This is a genomic window from Natronomonas marina, assembly GCF_024298905.1.
GTDB lineage: Archaea > Halobacteriota > Halobacteria > Halobacteriales > Haloarculaceae > Natronomonas > Natronomonas marina.
Genome location: NZ_CP101154.1, coordinates 1,774,163 through 1,788,869, shown reverse-complemented (window position 1 = coordinate 1,788,869; position 14,707 = coordinate 1,774,163). Strand labels below are relative to the sequence as shown.

12 protein-coding genes are annotated in these 14,707 nt (G+C 70.5%); 6 read left to right on the top strand and 6 right to left on the bottom strand.

What is annotated here, in order from left to right; genetic code table 11:
• Positions 1-189 precede the first annotated feature (189 nt).
• A complete protein-coding gene (locus NLF94_RS09650) occupies positions 190-5,403 on the top strand; it encodes an outer membrane protein assembly factor BamB family protein (RefSeq protein ID WP_254841257.1) in 5,214 nt (1,737 codons plus the stop codon).
• 33 nt (positions 5,404-5,436) lie between these two features.
• On the opposite strand, the gene NLF94_RS09645 is transcribed toward NLF94_RS09650, so the two are convergent.
• Entirely contained in the window at positions 5,437-7,098 is a 1,662-nt protein-coding gene (locus NLF94_RS09645; protein ID WP_254841256.1) for an NADH-quinone oxidoreductase subunit D, read from the bottom strand.
• 61 nt (positions 7,099-7,159) lie between these two features.
• Between NLF94_RS09645 and NLF94_RS09640 the strand changes: the two genes are divergently transcribed.
• Positions 7,160-7,819: a helix-turn-helix domain-containing protein gene (locus NLF94_RS09640; RefSeq protein WP_254841255.1), complete on the top strand. Its 660-nt coding sequence runs from the start codon at positions 7,160-7,162 to the stop codon at positions 7,817-7,819.
• Here NLF94_RS09640 and NLF94_RS09635 read toward each other — a convergent pair whose 3' ends face one another.
• A complete protein-coding gene (locus tag NLF94_RS09635; RefSeq protein WP_254841254.1) occupies positions 7,820-8,263 on the bottom strand; it encodes an RNA-binding protein in 444 nt (147 codons plus the stop codon).
• A gap of 4 nt (positions 8,264-8,267) precedes the next feature.
• Positions 8,268-8,447 (bottom strand): DUF1918 domain-containing protein, encoded by a 180-nt coding sequence (locus tag NLF94_RS09630; protein WP_254841253.1) that lies wholly within the window; start codon positions 8,445-8,447, stop codon positions 8,268-8,270.
• Positions 8,448-8,588: 141 nt separating this feature from the next.
• Here NLF94_RS09630 and NLF94_RS09625 point away from each other — a divergent pair, with 141 nt between their 5' ends.
• Positions 8,589-9,155: an NUDIX hydrolase gene (locus tag NLF94_RS09625; protein ID WP_254841252.1), complete on the top strand. Its 567-nt coding sequence runs from the start codon at positions 8,589-8,591 to the stop codon at positions 9,153-9,155.
• A gap of 3 nt (positions 9,156-9,158) precedes the next feature.
• Here NLF94_RS09625 and NLF94_RS09620 read toward each other — a convergent pair whose 3' ends face one another.
• Positions 9,159-10,025, bottom strand: coding sequence for an alpha-amylase family protein (locus NLF94_RS09620; protein ID WP_254841251.1), 867 nt, complete (start codon positions 10,023-10,025; stop codon positions 9,159-9,161).
• Positions 10,026-10,260: 235 nt separating this feature from the next.
• On the opposite strand from NLF94_RS09620, the gene NLF94_RS09615 reads away from it, so the two are divergent.
• Positions 10,261-11,751, top strand: coding sequence for a S8 family peptidase (locus NLF94_RS09615; RefSeq protein WP_254841250.1), 1,491 nt, complete (start codon positions 10,261-10,263; stop codon positions 11,749-11,751).
• Here the strand turns inward: NLF94_RS09615 and pyrI are convergent.
• A complete protein-coding gene (pyrI, locus tag NLF94_RS09610; protein ID WP_254841249.1) occupies positions 11,738-12,199 on the bottom strand; it encodes an aspartate carbamoyltransferase regulatory subunit in 462 nt (153 codons plus the stop codon). The two genes, NLF94_RS09615 and pyrI, sit on opposite strands and share 14 nt — an antisense overlap.
• Positions 12,196-13,098, bottom strand: a complete 903-nt coding sequence (gene pyrB / locus NLF94_RS09605; protein WP_254841248.1) for an aspartate carbamoyltransferase — start codon at positions 13,096-13,098, stop codon at positions 12,196-12,198. The genes pyrI and pyrB overlap by 4 nt, the downstream gene beginning before the upstream one ends.
• A 154-nt stretch (positions 13,099-13,252) precedes the next feature.
• Between pyrB and NLF94_RS09600 the strand changes: the two genes are divergently transcribed.
• Positions 13,253-13,879, top strand: coding sequence for an RAD55 family ATPase (locus NLF94_RS09600; RefSeq protein ID WP_254841247.1), 627 nt, complete (start codon positions 13,253-13,255; stop codon positions 13,877-13,879).
• Between the two features lie 79 nt (positions 13,880-13,958).
• Entirely contained in the window at positions 13,959-14,633 is a 675-nt protein-coding gene (locus tag NLF94_RS09595; RefSeq protein WP_254841246.1) for an NUMOD3 domain-containing DNA-binding protein, read from the top strand.
• The last annotated feature ends 74 nt before the right edge of the window (positions 14,634-14,707 follow it).

Genomic DNA, 14,707 nt, shown 5'->3' with positions numbered 1-14,707 from the left:
TGTAACTGTGTCCGCGACCCAGGAGTCGTCCACGGGCAACATGAGTGGGGGGCGACGCGCGACACCTCGACAGAGGACTCGACAGGCAGGACGCGACGGCGGACGGAACGGAACGCGACACCACGGTCTCACCGGCCGGCTGCCCCGGTCGTCGGGGCGGCCCTCCGTTCCGGGAGGCGTGGTCGGGGCGTGACCGACCGCGAGTGGCCGCTGGACCGCCGTACCGTCCTGCGGACGACCGGTGCCGGCGTCCTGGGCACGCCGGCGCTCGCGGACCGGGCGGCCGCGGGGACCGCCGCCGGCGAGCAGCGCTGGCGGTTCCAGACCGACGACACGTCCAGCGGGGTGCAGTCGTCGCCGACGGTCGTCGACGGCACCGCCTTCGTCGGTAGCTGGGACAACAACGTCTACGCCGTCGATGTGGCCACGGGCGACGAGCAGTGGCGCTTCTCGACCGACGGCGAGGTCAGCTCCTCGCCGACGGTCGTCGAGGGGGTCGTCTTCGTCGGGAGCAACGACAGCCGCCTGTACGCCCTGGACGCGGCCACCGGCGACGAACTGTGGCGATTCGAGACCGGGGCACAGATCGAGTCCGCACCGACGGTCTCCGACGGCCTGGTCTTCGTCGGGAGCTGGGACGACAACCTCTACGCGGTGGACGCGGCCTTCGGCGACGAGCAGTGGCGCTTCGAGACGGGTGACACCGTCCGGTCGTCGCCGACGGTGGCCGACGGCACCGTCTTCGTCGGGAGCAACGACGGTCGACTCTACGCGGTGGACGCGGCCACCGGCGACGAACTGTGGCGCCTCGGGACCGACGGCGAGGTCATCTCCTCGCCGACGGTGGCCGACGGCACCGTCTTCGTCGGCAGCGACGACCGCAACGTCTACGCGGTGGACGCGGCCACCGGGGAGGAACAGTGGCGCTCCGGCGTGGGCTACCTCGTCCGGTCGTCGCCGACCGTCCTCGACGGCACCCTCTACGTCGCGGACACCTCGGTGCACGCGCTCGACGCCGACGACGGCACCGAACAGTGGAGCGGGGGCTCGAACTACTTCACGAGTTCGTCGCCGACGGTGGCCGACGACACCGTCTTCTACGGGAGCGGCGACGACAACGTGTACGCCCTGGACGCGGCGACGGGCGACGAGAAGTGGCGCTTCGAGACCGGCAGACGCGTCGACTCCTCGCCGACCGTCGTCGACGGCACCGTCTTCGTCGGGAGCAACGACGGCGGTCTCTACGCGATAGGCGCCGGCGTCCCCGACGCCAGCGACGGCTCCCGGGTCTCGCTCGGAACGCTCGGACACCACCGGGACTGGGCCAACGAGGCCGGCGGCGGGACCGCGTTCACGCTGACCCCGACGACGCCCCGTATCAACGAGACGGTCACCTTCGACGCCGCCGCGACGGCCGGCGACAGCTACCAGTGGGAGTTCGGGGACGGCACCACCGCCACGGGGTCGACCGTCGACCACACCTACGCCGCCGTCGGCGACTACGACGTCGTCCTCACCGTCGAATCCGGTGGTGAAGCCGAACAGGTCAGCCGGACGGTGTCGGTCGCCGAGTACGACGACGACGGCGACGCCGGCGTCACCGCGGCCTTCGACTACGCGCCCGCGATTCCGACTCCCGAGGAGACGGTCACCTTCGACGCCGGCCTCGCCAGCGGCGCCATCGACAGCTACGAGTGGGAGTTCGACGACGGTACCACCGCCACGGGCCGGACCGTCACCCACGCCTTCGACGCGGCCGGCACCTACGAGGTCGAACTGCGGGTGGCCGACCAGGGGGCGGACACCGTCGACGTCATCGAGGCGACCCTCGACGTCTACGCCGACGATTCGACCGGCCCGTCCATCGGCACCAACCCCTCGACCCCGACGGCGGGCGATTCGGTGTCGTTCTCGACCGGTCTCGGCCCGTCGGACGTCGACACCCCGCCGGAGTGGAACTTCGGGGACGGCGGGACCGCGAGTGGCTTTCAGGTCACCCACGAGTACGCCGATGCCGGCACCTACACGGTCACTCTCGACAGCGGGGCCGGCAACTCCCAGCAGGAACTGACCGTCGAGGCGGCCCCCGTCGACGTCGACGCCGTCGACCGCGACATCGGCGGGACGCTCCTCCCGAACGTCCCCCTGGAGGAGGCCTTCGAGGCGGAGGTGTCCACGGATGGCGACAGCGCCGTCGACCGCGTCGAGTTCGACCTCGACGGGACCGAGCGGACGGTCACCACCCCGCAGGACGGCAGCTATCCGGCCACCTTCGGGACGGAGGGGCTGTCGGCGCCGGGCGGGACGCTCCGTGTCCGGGCCGTCACCGAGAGCGGTGCCACCCGGGAGGTCACCCGCCACGTCGACGTGCTGTCGCTGCCCGCCTGGCTCGACTTCCTCGTCAACGGCGGTCTCGGCCTCGACGTCTCGCTGCGGAGCGGCGACGTCTCGCTCGTGTACGACCCGCTGGAGGACCTGCTCGTCAGTTTCCAGTTGCCGAGCGACGCACTCGGCGGCGGGACCGACCAGAAAGACCAGGAGCAATCGACCGAGTTCGACCTCGGGTTCGGTGCCAGCTACGACCCGAGCGCCCGGACGGCCGACGTCGAGGCCGAGGGCGAGGTTTCGGCGGACCTGATGCGTGCGGCCGTCACCGCCGACGCGACGATTACGGGCACCGTCGAGACCGACCTCGAACTCGTGGCCGCGTCGGGCAGTCTCGACGCCGACGCCGAGGTCGACATCCCGAGCGTCGGGCCGATTCCACTGAGCATCCCGGTTCCGGGCACCGACTCGACCATCGGTATCGTCCCCACCGTCGCGCCCGGAATCGCCGCCCAGTTCAACTTCGACGACGAACTCGACTTCCAGAACGGCACGGTCACGCCCAGCGTCGACCTCGACGTGACCGTCGGACTCATGATAGAGGACCCCTTCGTCGGCTACGTCAGCGCCGGCCTGGAGGTGACCGGGTCCGGCGACTTCACCGCGGAGTTCGACGTCGGGACCGCCGACCGGAACCTGGGGGGCGAAATCGTCCTCAGCGGCGAGGTCGTCCTCGACGCAGTCGTCGGCGTCCTCAGCCTCGACGGGACCCTCCTCGACGAGGAGTTCGGCGAGGGCGTCGACGCCGAGTCGACGGGCGCGACGCTCACCGGCGAGGCGGCCCCGTTCGGCGGACCCAATCCGTCCGGCGAGGCTGCTGCCGCCCTCGCGGAGGGCGACGTCCGGACCACCACGCGGCTCACCGACCGGCCCTACGAGGACACCCAGCCGACGGTCGCGCCGCTCGGCGAGAACGCCCACGTCGTCGCCTGGAGCAGCCAGGACGACGCCAAGAGCGCCGAGGCGGGCCGCGACGTCGTCGTGCGCCGCTTCGAGGGCGGGTCGGCCGTCTCGACGACCCGGATCACCGACGACACGACCGCCGACGTCGCGCCCGTCGCCACCGCACTGGCGGACGGCCGCATCCTGCTGGCGTGGTCGACGTTCACCTTCGACGCGACCGAACAGGCGTTCGACGCCGACGCCTTCTTCGACTCGGCGGAGATCGCCTTCAGCGTCTTCGACGGCGACGGCTGGAGCGACCCCCAGCGGCTCACCGACACGGCCCGGACCCAGCAGCGCCCCACCGTCGCGGCCGCCGGCGACGAGTGGGTGCTGGCCTGGCAGTCGATCGACGACGACGCGCCCGCGACCGACGTCCGCGTCGCACGGGTCCGCCCGGACGGGTCGACGACGGAACTGGACGCCAGGACCGCCGCGGCCAACCCCGACGTGGCGGCCCGCCAAGACGGCGCCGTCGACCTCGCGTACTGCACCGTCGACTCGGGGACGACCACCGGCGTCACCCACGAGCGCATCGACGACGGCACCGTCGTCGGCACCGACCAGTACGCGGCCGCGGGCGTCCGGGACGTCGTGGCGGCCGACGGTCGACTGGCGTGGACGCTCGGCAGCGGCGAGAGCGACCCGACGGTCGTGGCCGCGAGCGGTGGCTCGAAAACGGCGTTGACCGTCCGCGACGACGTGACGACCGTCTCGGAACTGTCGCTGTCCAGCGCCGCCGGCGACTACGTGCTGTCCTACCGGGCGAAGTGGCGCGACAGCCCGAACCGGGACCTCGTCTACCGACTCGACCGGGGCGACGGCTGGATTCGGGACCGGCGCATCGCCGGCGGGCCGGCCACGGACCTGAACCTGTGGTACTCCGAGACCCGGTTCGCGTCGGCCGAGACGTTCCTGACGGCCTACGCCGTCGGCGAACCGGACCCCGGTGCGACCGACGACGTGTTCGTCACCCGCCAGCCGTTCGCGCCCGCCTACACCGTCGAGGCGACGGCGACGCAGGCGGCGGTCGGCGAGGAGAGCACCGTCGAGTACACCCTCGCGAACCGGGGCGACACGGCGGGGTCCGAGTCCGTGACCGTCGCGGTGCGGAACGGCGGCGGCGAGACGGTCGCCAGCCGAAGCTACGACCCGCTCGCAGTCGCGGGGTCCCGCACCGACAGCGTGGCCGTCGCGGTCGACGAGACGGGTCGCTTCGAGGTGGCCGTCGAGGCCGCCGAGCCGACGCTCTCGGCGGCCGACTCGCGGACGGAGGTGGTCGCGGCACGCCCGGCACTCTCCGTCGGCGAGACGACCGCCACCCGCCAGAGCGAGACCGAGGCGACCGTCGAAATCCGGGTCCGCAACGAGGGCGGCGTGCCGGCCGAGGACGTGCCCGTCGCGGTCGCTGACGCCGGCGGTCGGATCGCCGAGTCGACCGCGGCCGTCGTGCCGGCCAGCGGGGAGACGGCGGTGACGGCGACGGTGGACCCGACGGCGCTGGACCGCAGCGAGCCACAGACGGTGACGATTGCACCCGACGGCGGGGTCGCCGAGGCGGCCGTCTCGACCCGAACGCGGCGGGTCCACCTGGTCCGGCCGTCGCTGGCAATCGGCGAGGTGCGCTTCCGACGCGACGACGAAACGTTCGTGGAGGCGGTGCTGTCGAACCGCGGTCCCGGCGAGGGGCGCGGCACCGTCCGGGTACTCGACGCGGCGAGCGGGGAGGCGCTCGGGAGCAGCGACGTGGCGGTGCCGCCGGGTGCGCCCGAGGCGGCGACGTTCGAGACGTGCCAGGTCGCCACGCCGGGCCTCACGGAGGGGGACGCGGTCCGGGTCGTCGTCGAACCGGCGTTCGGCAGCCGCGAGACCAAAGCGTTGGGCGTCGAGACGGACGTCGAGGCGGTGCTGCCGGGGACGCTCGTCACCGGGGCGGCCGCCTACACCGACGCGAGCGGCGTCGTCGACACCGACGGCCTCCGGCGGGCCGTCGACGACTGGCGCGGCGGCGAAATCGACACCGACCTGCTCCGGAACGTCATCGAGTACTGGCGGTCCGGCGACCCGGTCGAGTGACGTACTGGGGGCGCTCGTCCGCTCCGGTGGAGGTCAGCGGTCGACCTCGCCCATGATGGTGTCGAGGCTGCCCAGCGACGCGATGAGGTCGGGGATGTACTCGCCTTCGGCTATCGCCGGCAGCGCCCCGACGTGCGAGAAGGAGGGTCCCCGAATCTTGAACCGGGCGGGCTTGTCCGTGCCGTCCGAGCGGATGTAGATGCCGAGTTCGCCCTTGGCGGCCTCGACGGCGCGGTAAATCTCGGTGTCGGGGTCGGGCTTCAGCGTCCGCGGGACGTTGGCCTGGATGGTCCGGTCGTCCTCGGGCCACTCGGCCAGCAGGTCGACGCACTGCTCGATTATCTTCGCGGACTCCTCGACCTCGCGCAACCGGACCAGCAGTCGGGCGAAGTTGTCACAGCCGTCCTCGGTGACGACGTCCCAGTCGAGTTCGGGGTAGTAGCCGTAGGGGTCGTCCCGCCGGAGGTCGTAGTCGACGCCGGACCCGCGGGCGACGGGACCGGTGCAGCCGTGCTGCTTGGCCGTCTCGGGCGGCAGTTCCCCGACGCCGACGGTCCGGGTCTGGAGTATCTCGTTGGAGGTCAGCAGGTCGTGGTACTCGACCATCTTCGGCGGGAGACCGTCGACGAACGAGCGCACCTTCTCGAAGAACTCCTCGCGCGGTTCGGGGATGTCCCACGAGACACCACCGAGACGGAAGTAGTTGAACATCAGCCGCTGGCCAGTGAGGTCCTCGAGGATTTCCTGGACGAGTTCGCGGTCCCGGAAGGCGTACTGCCAGGTGGCGTTGAAGTCGCCGACGACGTCGAGGGCGTAGGCGCCGACCGCGAGCATGTGCGAGAGGATGCGGCTCAACTCGGCGGCCATCGTCCGGACGACCTTCGCGTACTCGGGCACCTCGATGTCGGCGAGGTCCTCGGCGGTGCGGGCGTAGGCCCACTCGTTGAGGATGCCGCCGCCGCCCCAGTCCCACCGGTCGGGGTAGGGCATGATCTGGTGCCGGTAGGTGCCCTGCTGGCACATCTGCTCCTCGCAGCGGTGGATGTAGCCGATGTCCGGGTCGACGTCGGCGGTCTGCTCGCCGTCGAGCGTCACCCGGAGGTGCAGGACGCCGTGGGTCGCCGGGTGGTGCGGGCCGATGTTGACGAGCATCGTGTCCCCGCGCCGCTGGTCGTCCTGCAGGGGGTTGGCGTGCTCCCGGTAGGGGACCACCTGCGACTTCTCGGGGTCGTAGTCCTGCGAGAGTGGGTGGCCCTGCCACGTCTCGGGCAGGAGGATGCGCCGGGGGTCGGGGTGCCCCTCGTACTCGATGCCGACGAGGTCGTAGGCCTCCCGCTCGTGCCAGTCGGCCGTCCGGTAGACGCCCGCCGCCGACTCGCTGGTCGGGTCGGACGCCGGCACCGGCACGACGACGCTCAACTCGTCCGTCGGGTCGTCGTATGCCCGGAGGTGGTAAATCGTCTCGTAGCGGTCCCCGTAGTCCTGGGCGGTGACGCAGGCGCAGTGGTCGTAGCCCAGCTCGTCGCGGGCCACCCGGAGGGCGTCGGCCACCTCGTCGGCGCGCACGACCACCCCCGGCGCGTTCAGGTGCTCCTCGTACTCGACGGCGAAGGCCGCGAGTTCCTCCGGTACCCCCAGGTCCGGTCGCTCCTCGTAGACGGCGTCGGTCGACATACGCGGGAGGTGAACCGCCATCGGGCCGTGAATGTCGCCTCACGAGCTAGGTCTTTTATGAAATGCGGGCGAACGCCGTCGTATGAAGTCCCTCCGCTGTACCGTCCACATCGACGAGTCGGCGATGCACCCCGTCCACCGGCGACTGACGAACGACGACGCGCTGGTCCGGGACGCGCTGTTGCACGGCCACCGGGCCGGCGACGGGCCGGACACGCTCATGTTCTACGTCGAGGGCGACCGCGAGGCCTACGTCGACGCGCTGGAGTCGACGGACCGGGTCGTCGACTACGAGGTGACGCCGCTGACCGAGGAGGCCTGTTACGCCTACGTCCGAGAGCACGCCAGCGACTTCGACGCCGAACTCCAGGGCGCCTTCGAGTTGCCGGGCCTGCTCGTGGTGCCGCCGGTGGAGTTCCGCAGCGACGGGACCGCACGACTGACCGTCGTCGGCGAGGCCGACGCCCTGCAGACGGCGCTGGAGTCGGTGCCGGCCGCCGCACGGGCCGACGTCGAGAAGGTCCGCGAGTACGGCGGCCCGCCGGCGTCGCCGGGCGTCGACCTCACGGACAGACAGCGGGAGGCGGTGGCCGCGGCCCTGGAGGTGGGCTACTACGAGGTGCCGAGGCAGGGCTCCGTCGAGGCGGTCGCCCGACGGCTGGACTGTGCGCCCGGGACCGCCTCCGAGCACCTCCGGAAGGCCGAACGGGCGGCGATGGCGGCGACGGTCGAGGCCGATTGATTACGGGGTCTCGCCGGCGTGGAGGTCCTCGAGGGCCGCCTCGGCCGTCTCGATGGCGCGCTCCCTGTCGGCGGGGTAGGCCTCGACCTTCCCGCGCAGCATCAGGCCGTCGCCGAGTTCGACCGTCCCCTTGTAGGCGGCCTGCTTGTCGAGGCCGAGGAAGAACGCGCAGTTGTCGTCGATGCGCTGGTCGAGTTCCGCGAGAAGCCCCTCGAAGTCGTCGATTTCGGCCAGTCGAGAAAGGACGTGTCTGACCTCATCGGCCCGCTCCAGACGGACCGAGAGGACGAGTATCCGGTCGCCGTTGTGGCCCTCGGTCTCCTGACGCTCGATTTCGGCGTCCTCGGGCAGGAACGTCCGCAGCGCCGCCTCGACCCGTTTTTCGTCCTCCGTCGCGTAACAGAAGGTCCGGAGGTCGACGTAGTGGAACGGGACGGCGCTCATCCGCTCACTCCGCGGCTTCCAGCGAGTCCTCGGGGATGCCGGCCTCCTGGCCCTCCTCGAACTGGACGATGTAGGTGCTGTCGCCGAACATGGTCTCGGAGACCTGCGTGACCTCGCCCGTCTCGCCGTCGTATTCGCTGTGCTGGTCGTGGAGAACAACGGCGTCTCCCTTCTCGAATGCCATGGCAGCGCTTTTCGCCCGCCGGAAAAAAGCCCGTCGTTTCGCCTTCGAACGCTTTTTGCGCCACCGGCACCAATCAGCGGCCATGACCGACGCTTTCGCCCGCTGTGCGCCCCGACCGACGGACTCGCCGCCGGTGTCAGCATGACGACCTTCGACGGCCTGTGGTACCTCGCCGACGAGGCGACCCGGCGGGCCGAACGGGCCTACCATCGGACCGTCGACCGCCACGACGGCGGGTACCTCGAGCGCACCTACCGGAAGTACGTCTCCCGGGGCCGGTTCCGGACGCTCACCGAGCGCATCACCGACAGCGGCGCCCCCTACGGCGCCCACACGCTGGTCTATCGACCCTCCGGCGAACTCCTCCTCGTCCGCCACGAGGGCGTCGGCAAGTGGGTCCTCCCCGGCGGCGACCTCGAGGGATCGGAGACGTTCCACGAGGCCGCCCGCCGCGAACTCCGCGAGGAGACCGGCATCGGCGCCAGTTACGAGGGACTGGCGATGCTCGTCCGCGTGGAGATCGCCTGTGACGACCACGAGACCTGGGGCGTGATGCCGGTGTTCCTGGCGCGTGCGGAGGCGGTCGAGTTGACCGTCGCCGACCCCGACGATGAGATAGGCGCCGCGCGCTGGTTCGCCCCCGAGTCGGTCCCCGAGGACACCCGGGACCGCGAGGACATCATCGCCGCCGCGAACGCCGTCGCCTGAGGCCTACCACTCGACGCCGTCCCGTTCGTCGGCGTCCATCCGGCGCAGCGCCGCCCGCGCGTTCGACGCCTCGTAGCCGAACAGCACCGACTCGGCGTACGCCTCGGCGACGTCGGCCGCGTGAATCAGGTCGTCGATGTCGACGTCGACGGCGTACAGTTCGACGCTGACCGGCGTCTCCAGCCGGTCTTCGAAGCCGCTGGCGATGGTCTCCAGCCAGTAGGTCGTCCCGTAGTGGGTGTCGTACAGCGGGACGACGAACTCGTCGACGAACTGTTCGACCGCCTCGAGGTCGATGCCGGCCCGCTCGTAGAGGTGGCCCTCGTAGGGGTCGGGGTACAGCGTCATGTAGGTCCGGCCGGGAATCCGGTCGGCGGCCTCGGCGAGGAAGTCGGTGATGACCTCGGCGCGCCACTCGTGGCGGTCCTCGACGCCCGTCTCGTCGGGCGGCGCCCCCTCGCCGGCGTCGTGGCGGGTCTCCACCCACGTCTCGAATCGCTCGTTGCACCGCTGGCAGTAGCAGTACTCCGGGCGGGGAAAGCCAACGTCGTCGAGGCGAACGTCGGGGTTGACGGCCGCACAGTCCTCGATTATCTCCAGCAATCCCTCGCGGTAGCCGTCGTGGGTGGGACAGACGTAGGCCCAGTCGAAGTACGTCCGCTCGCGGGTGGCGGGCTGTCCGTCCGGGTTCACGGGAACGATGTCGGGGTTCTCCTCGGCGGCGGCGTTGTCGCCGAAACAGGAGACCATGCTCACCGCCGTCTCGGTGGGTTCGGCCGAGCGCCCGGAGACGTCCTTGACCTCGAAGAACGCGCGGTCGAACTCCGGCCACCGCGTCTCCTCCTCGTTGCGCGTGACGACGCCGTACATACCCGGAGTCGGGACTCCGCGAGCGTAAGTCGTTCGGAAGGGCGGCGGGGAGTGGTTCGGGGTCGGTACCTGACGGTCGCTGCGGTTACCGTTTCTTCGCGTACAGCAGGACTGCCACGACGACGAGGACAACCGCGATTGCTTTCTTCGACATACGCCGTATACGTCGGCCGCCGGTGGCATAACCTTTCCCCCGGTCCCGAGATTTTTCCGCTCGGCGACGCCAGTTTACGCTATGGACTACTCGCGTCGGGAGACGCTCGCGCTCGGCGGCGGCGTCGCCGCCGGATTCCTCGCGGGCGGCCTCCTCGGGTTGGGGGCGCGACGGGACGGAGAACCGAAACGGCGGATCGTCGGGACGAGAGACGAGGCGGCAGTCTCGGAGGCCTGCGAGGCGGTCGCGGGCGACGAGCGGGTCATCGACCTCGAGGCCCAGCGGACGCTCGTGGTCGGACCGCTGGACGAGGCGGCGGCCGCCGACCTGGCGACGGCAGAGGCCGTCGACTACGTCGAACCGGACCTGCCGGTCGCGGCCGCGGACGCGGGGCGGCGCCCGGCCCCGCTAGGACAGCGCCGCAGGCAGTGGGCGCTGGATCGCATCGACGCCCCGGCGGCCCACGAGGCCGGCCACCGCGGTGAGGGCGTCCGGGTCGCCGTCATCGACAGCGGCGTCGCAACCCATCCAGACATCGCGCCGAACCTCGCCGACGGGATCGCCTTCGTCGACTGTACCGATGGCTGTTCGGCGCCGTGGACCGACGATGCCGGCCACGGGACCGGCTGTGCCGGCGTCATCGCCGCCGCCGGCGACCTCCTCGGCGTCGCCCCCGGTGCGACCGTCCACCCGGTGAAGGTGCTCGACGCCGAGAAGGCGGGCCGCGTCTCGCTGGTCGCTGCCGGCATCCGGTGGGCCGTCGACCGCGGCTGTTCGGTCGTCAACCTCTCCATCAGCGGGCCGATCATCCGCGCCTACGAGGACGCGGTCCGACACGCCGCCGAGCACGACGTCCTCGTCGTCGCCTCCGCAGGCAACGTCGGGCCGTGTTCCGACTGTCTGAACCCGCTGTCGACCCACCCCGAGGTGGTCGCCGTCACCGCGACCACCAGAGAGGACGACTTCGCGCGGTTCTCGGCGACCGGGCCGGAGGCCGAACTGGCGGCGCCGGGCGCTGCCATTACCACGACCGGCCTCGGCCAGTACGTCACCGTCAACGGGACCTCCTTCTCGGCGCCGCACGTCGCGGGCGCCGCGGCGCTGTGTCGCGGCGCCGGCCACTCGGCGGCAGCGACGCGGGCGCTGCTGGCCGAAACCGCCGAGACGCTAACGCTTTCGGCCGACGAGCAGGGCAGCGGCCTGGTGGACGCCGCGGCGGCGCTCGTTCCGACCGTCCGGACGCTCCCGCCGGAGCGGAACGGCCGCCGAGTGACGTTCCGGGGCCAGGTACCCCGCATCGAGGGCGAGGCCGCGACCGTCCGCTTCGAGTACCGCTGGCGGTTCGGGCGGCGGTGGCGGACGACGCCGGCGCGCCGGCTGACCCGCTCGGGCCGGTTCGAGGCCACGGTCCGGCTCCGCCGACTCCTCACCTACCGGGTCCGTGCGCTCGCGGAGTTCGACGACGGCACGACCGTCAGGGGCGACGGCGTCAGGGTGCGGGTCCCCGTCTCGCTGCGACAGGGAGGGCCCGTCACTACCGGCCGTCACCGAGTGGGTGTTACTCGACGCTGATGTGGGCCGCGATCGACTCCCGGATGATGGTGTCGCAGTAAGTACAGCGGACCCCCTCCTCGAGCACCTCGAACCGGGACTCGACGGGCTCGCTCTCGGTCGTGATGCAGTTTGCGTTCGGGCACGACAGCACGCCCGTCACCTCGCTGGGACGGGAGACGCGGTGTTTCTCGACGACGTCGAAGTCCCGGACGATGTTGATGGTGGCGGCGGGCGCGATGAGCGAGAGGACGTCCACCTCGTTTTGGCTCAACTCGCGGCCCTCGACCTTCACGATGTCCTTGCGGCCCAGCCGGTCGGAGGGGACGTTCATCCCCACGGAGACCTCCTCGCCGGACGTGCCGTCGATGCCCAGAATGGCGAGGACGTTCAGCGCCTGTCCGCCGGTGATGTGGTCGATGACGGTGCCGTTCTCGATCTTGGAAACGCGGAGCTCTGTGTCTGTCATAGCATCAGATCCAGCAGCGCCATTCGGACGGGAACGCCGTTGTGCGCCTGTTCGAAGTATCTCGCGTGGTCGGTCTCGTCGACGTCCGGCGCGATCTCGTCGACCCGGGGCAGCGGGTGCATCACGGTCAGATCGTCCCTGGCCGACTCGAGCAACTCGGCGTCGATCCGGTACTCGCCGGCGACCTGGCGGTACTCGTTCTCGTCGGGGAACCGCTCGCGCTGGATGCGCGTGACGTAGAGGACGTCCAGCGTCTCCAGCACCTCCTCGATGTCGGTGTGCTCGCGGACCTGCGCACCCGCCTCGTGGAGGTCGTAGCGGACGCTCCGGGGCAGCCGGAGGCTCTCGGGGCTGACGAAGTGCTGGCTGGCGTCGAAGTTCGTCAGCGCGTGCGCCAGCGAGTGGACCGTCCGACCGTACTTCAGGTCGCCCATGATGCCGACCGTGAGGTCCTCGAAGCCCGCGTTCTCGCGGATGGTGTAGAGGTCCAAGAGCGTCTGTGTCGGGTGCTGGCCCGCGCCGTCACCCGCGTTCAACACCGGCACGTCGACGAACTCGCTGGCGAGTTTGGCCGACCCCTCCGACGGATGCCGGAGGACCAGGGCGTCGGCGTACCCCTCGATGACCCGGACGGTGTCGGCGAGGCTCTCGCCCTTCTTGACCGAGGAGGACTCGACGCTGCCCATGTCGATGGTGTCACCACCGAGCCGCTTCATCGCGGCGTCGAACGACATCTTCGTCCGGGTGCTCGGCTCGAAGAAGCACAGCCCCAGCAACCGGTCGTCGTGGGCCTCCGCGACTGCACCGGGGTCGGCGGCCATCTCGGCGGCGCGGTCCAGCACCGCCTCGATGTCGCCACGCGACAGCTGTTTCGCGCTGAGCAGGTGGTCGTGACGCATTAGGGGAACACCCGCGACGGACGCTCTTGAATCCCCCGACCGCTCACCGCGTGTGACAGCCGGCGTCGTACCGTCGGACGGCCGCCGCAAAAAGACAGTTTCCGGACCCGACTCGCCAGAAACCTTTAACGGCTCCGGTCCCGAGGAATCACCGATGAGCGACCGCCTCCGTACCGGCATCGAGGTCCTCGACCGGAAGCTCGACGGAGGCATCCCGCCGGGAAGCGTGGTCGTGCTCGCCGCCAATCCCGCCAGCCAGGCCGAACTGTTCCTCTACGAACTCACCGCTACCCGCGGCACGCTGTACCTCTCTTTGGACCGGTCCGGCGACTTCGTCTCCAACAGCATCGACGACGCCGAGACGAAGACCGGCGACCCCACCGTCAGGGACGTCACCGGCGAGGCGCCGCTGGACAACGCCGCCAAACTCGTCTCCGCGCTCCCCGAAGACTCCAACCTGATAATCGATCCCGTCGACGTCCTCGAACGACAGGAGCCGACCCGCTACCGCAACTTCCTCAACGAACTCCAGAACCACATCTACAACACCGGCGGCCTCGCACTCCTGCACTGTCTGGACGGCCACAGCGTCCCCGAACTCCGGGACACGACCGAGCACATGGCCGACATCGTCTTCCAACTTGATACCTCCGTCAAGGGCGACCGCATCGAGAACCACCTCGCCGTCCCGAAGTTCCGCGGCGGACAGGCCCTCTCCGATATCATCAAACTCGAACTGTCCGACGAGGTCGACATCGACACCAGCCGCGACATCGCGTAGGATTCCTCCGACGATTCGTGAGACTTAGTTTCGCTCCGTTCGGCAATAGTTTTTATCCGGCCGGGCGTTACCCCCGACCGTGCCGCCGGACTACCGCGACCCCGAGTGGCTGGTCGCCCGCTACCACGGGGACGGCTGGACCCAGCGGGAGATGGCCGACGCCTGCGACGTCTCGCCGCGGACCATCCGCACCTGGATGCACCGACACGACGTCGAGACGCGGGACCTGGAGGGCGAGACCCACCCGCTGTACGGGGAGTCGAGGAACGAGGGGGTCAGAGAACGGATCGCGGAGACGATGAGTGGGCGGGAGTTCTCCGAGGAGACCCGCCGGCGGATAGCCGAGGCGAACCGGGGCCGGACCGTGGACGAGTCGACCAGGCGGGAGATCGCCGAATCCTTACGTGGGCACACCCGCTCCGAGGAGACCCGGCGTCGCATGAGCGAGTCCACCGCCGGCCCGGACAACCCGAACTGGCAGGGCGGCTACAGCCAGCGGTACGGGTCCGGGTGGGCGACGGCACGGGAGCGGGTGCTGGAACGCGACGAGGCGTGTCGGCACTGCGGGCGAGGCGACGGGGAGACGACGCTCGAAGTCCACCACATCGTCCCGGTTCGGGAGTTCCGCGAGGCAGCCGACGCCGACGTGAGCGACGCCCACGACGAATCCAACCTCGTGACGCTCTGTGAGCGGTGTCACCCGAAGGCCGACCACGGCGACCTCTCCTTCGAGTCCGGGCTCGAACCGCCGTAGTGCACCGTGACGCTCCCTCACGGGGTGCGGCGCAAAGAGCAGGATTTATACGACGCCGACGCAGAAATCCGGGT